We start from the raw sequence: 529 nt of genomic DNA on the forward strand, positions 1-529 counted from the left end.
CGTTCGTGGAGTTCTCGCGGCAGCGGGGTCTTGCGGTGGACGGGCGGTGCAAGGCGTTCGCGGAGGGTGCGGACGGCACCGGCTGGGGCGAGGGTGTCGGCGTGCTCGTCGTGGAGCGGCTGTCGGATGCCCGCCGCAAGGGGCACCGGGTGCTGGCGGTGGTGCGGGGCAGTGCGGTCAATCAGGACGGCGCCTCCAACGGGCTCACCGCGCCCAACGGTCCCTCGCAGCAGCGGGTGATCCGGGCGGCCCTGGCGAGCGCAGGGCTCGGGCCGTCGGATGTGGACGCGGTGGAGGCGCACGGCACGGGTACCTCGCTGGGTGACCCGATCGAGGCGCAGGCGCTCCTCGCGACGTACGGCCAGGACCGTGCACGCCCGCTGTATCTGGGCTCGGTGAAGTCGAACATCGGGCACACGCAGGCCGCCGCCGGTGTGGCGGGTGTGATCAAGACGGTGCTGGCGATGGAGCACGGTGTGCTGCCGCGCACCCTGCACGTGGAGGAGCCGTCCTCGCGCGTCGACTGGTC

General features: G+C 73.0%; 1 protein-coding gene. It reads left to right on the top strand.

What is annotated here, in order from left to right; translation table 11 throughout:
• Nucleotides 1-529 (top strand): beta-ketoacyl synthase N-terminal-like domain-containing protein (locus tag AC5WRT_RS39040; RefSeq protein WP_496098957.1); only part of this gene is annotated, 529 nt, incomplete at both ends.

Source organism: Streptomyces sp. NTD91 (genome assembly GCF_059510455.1).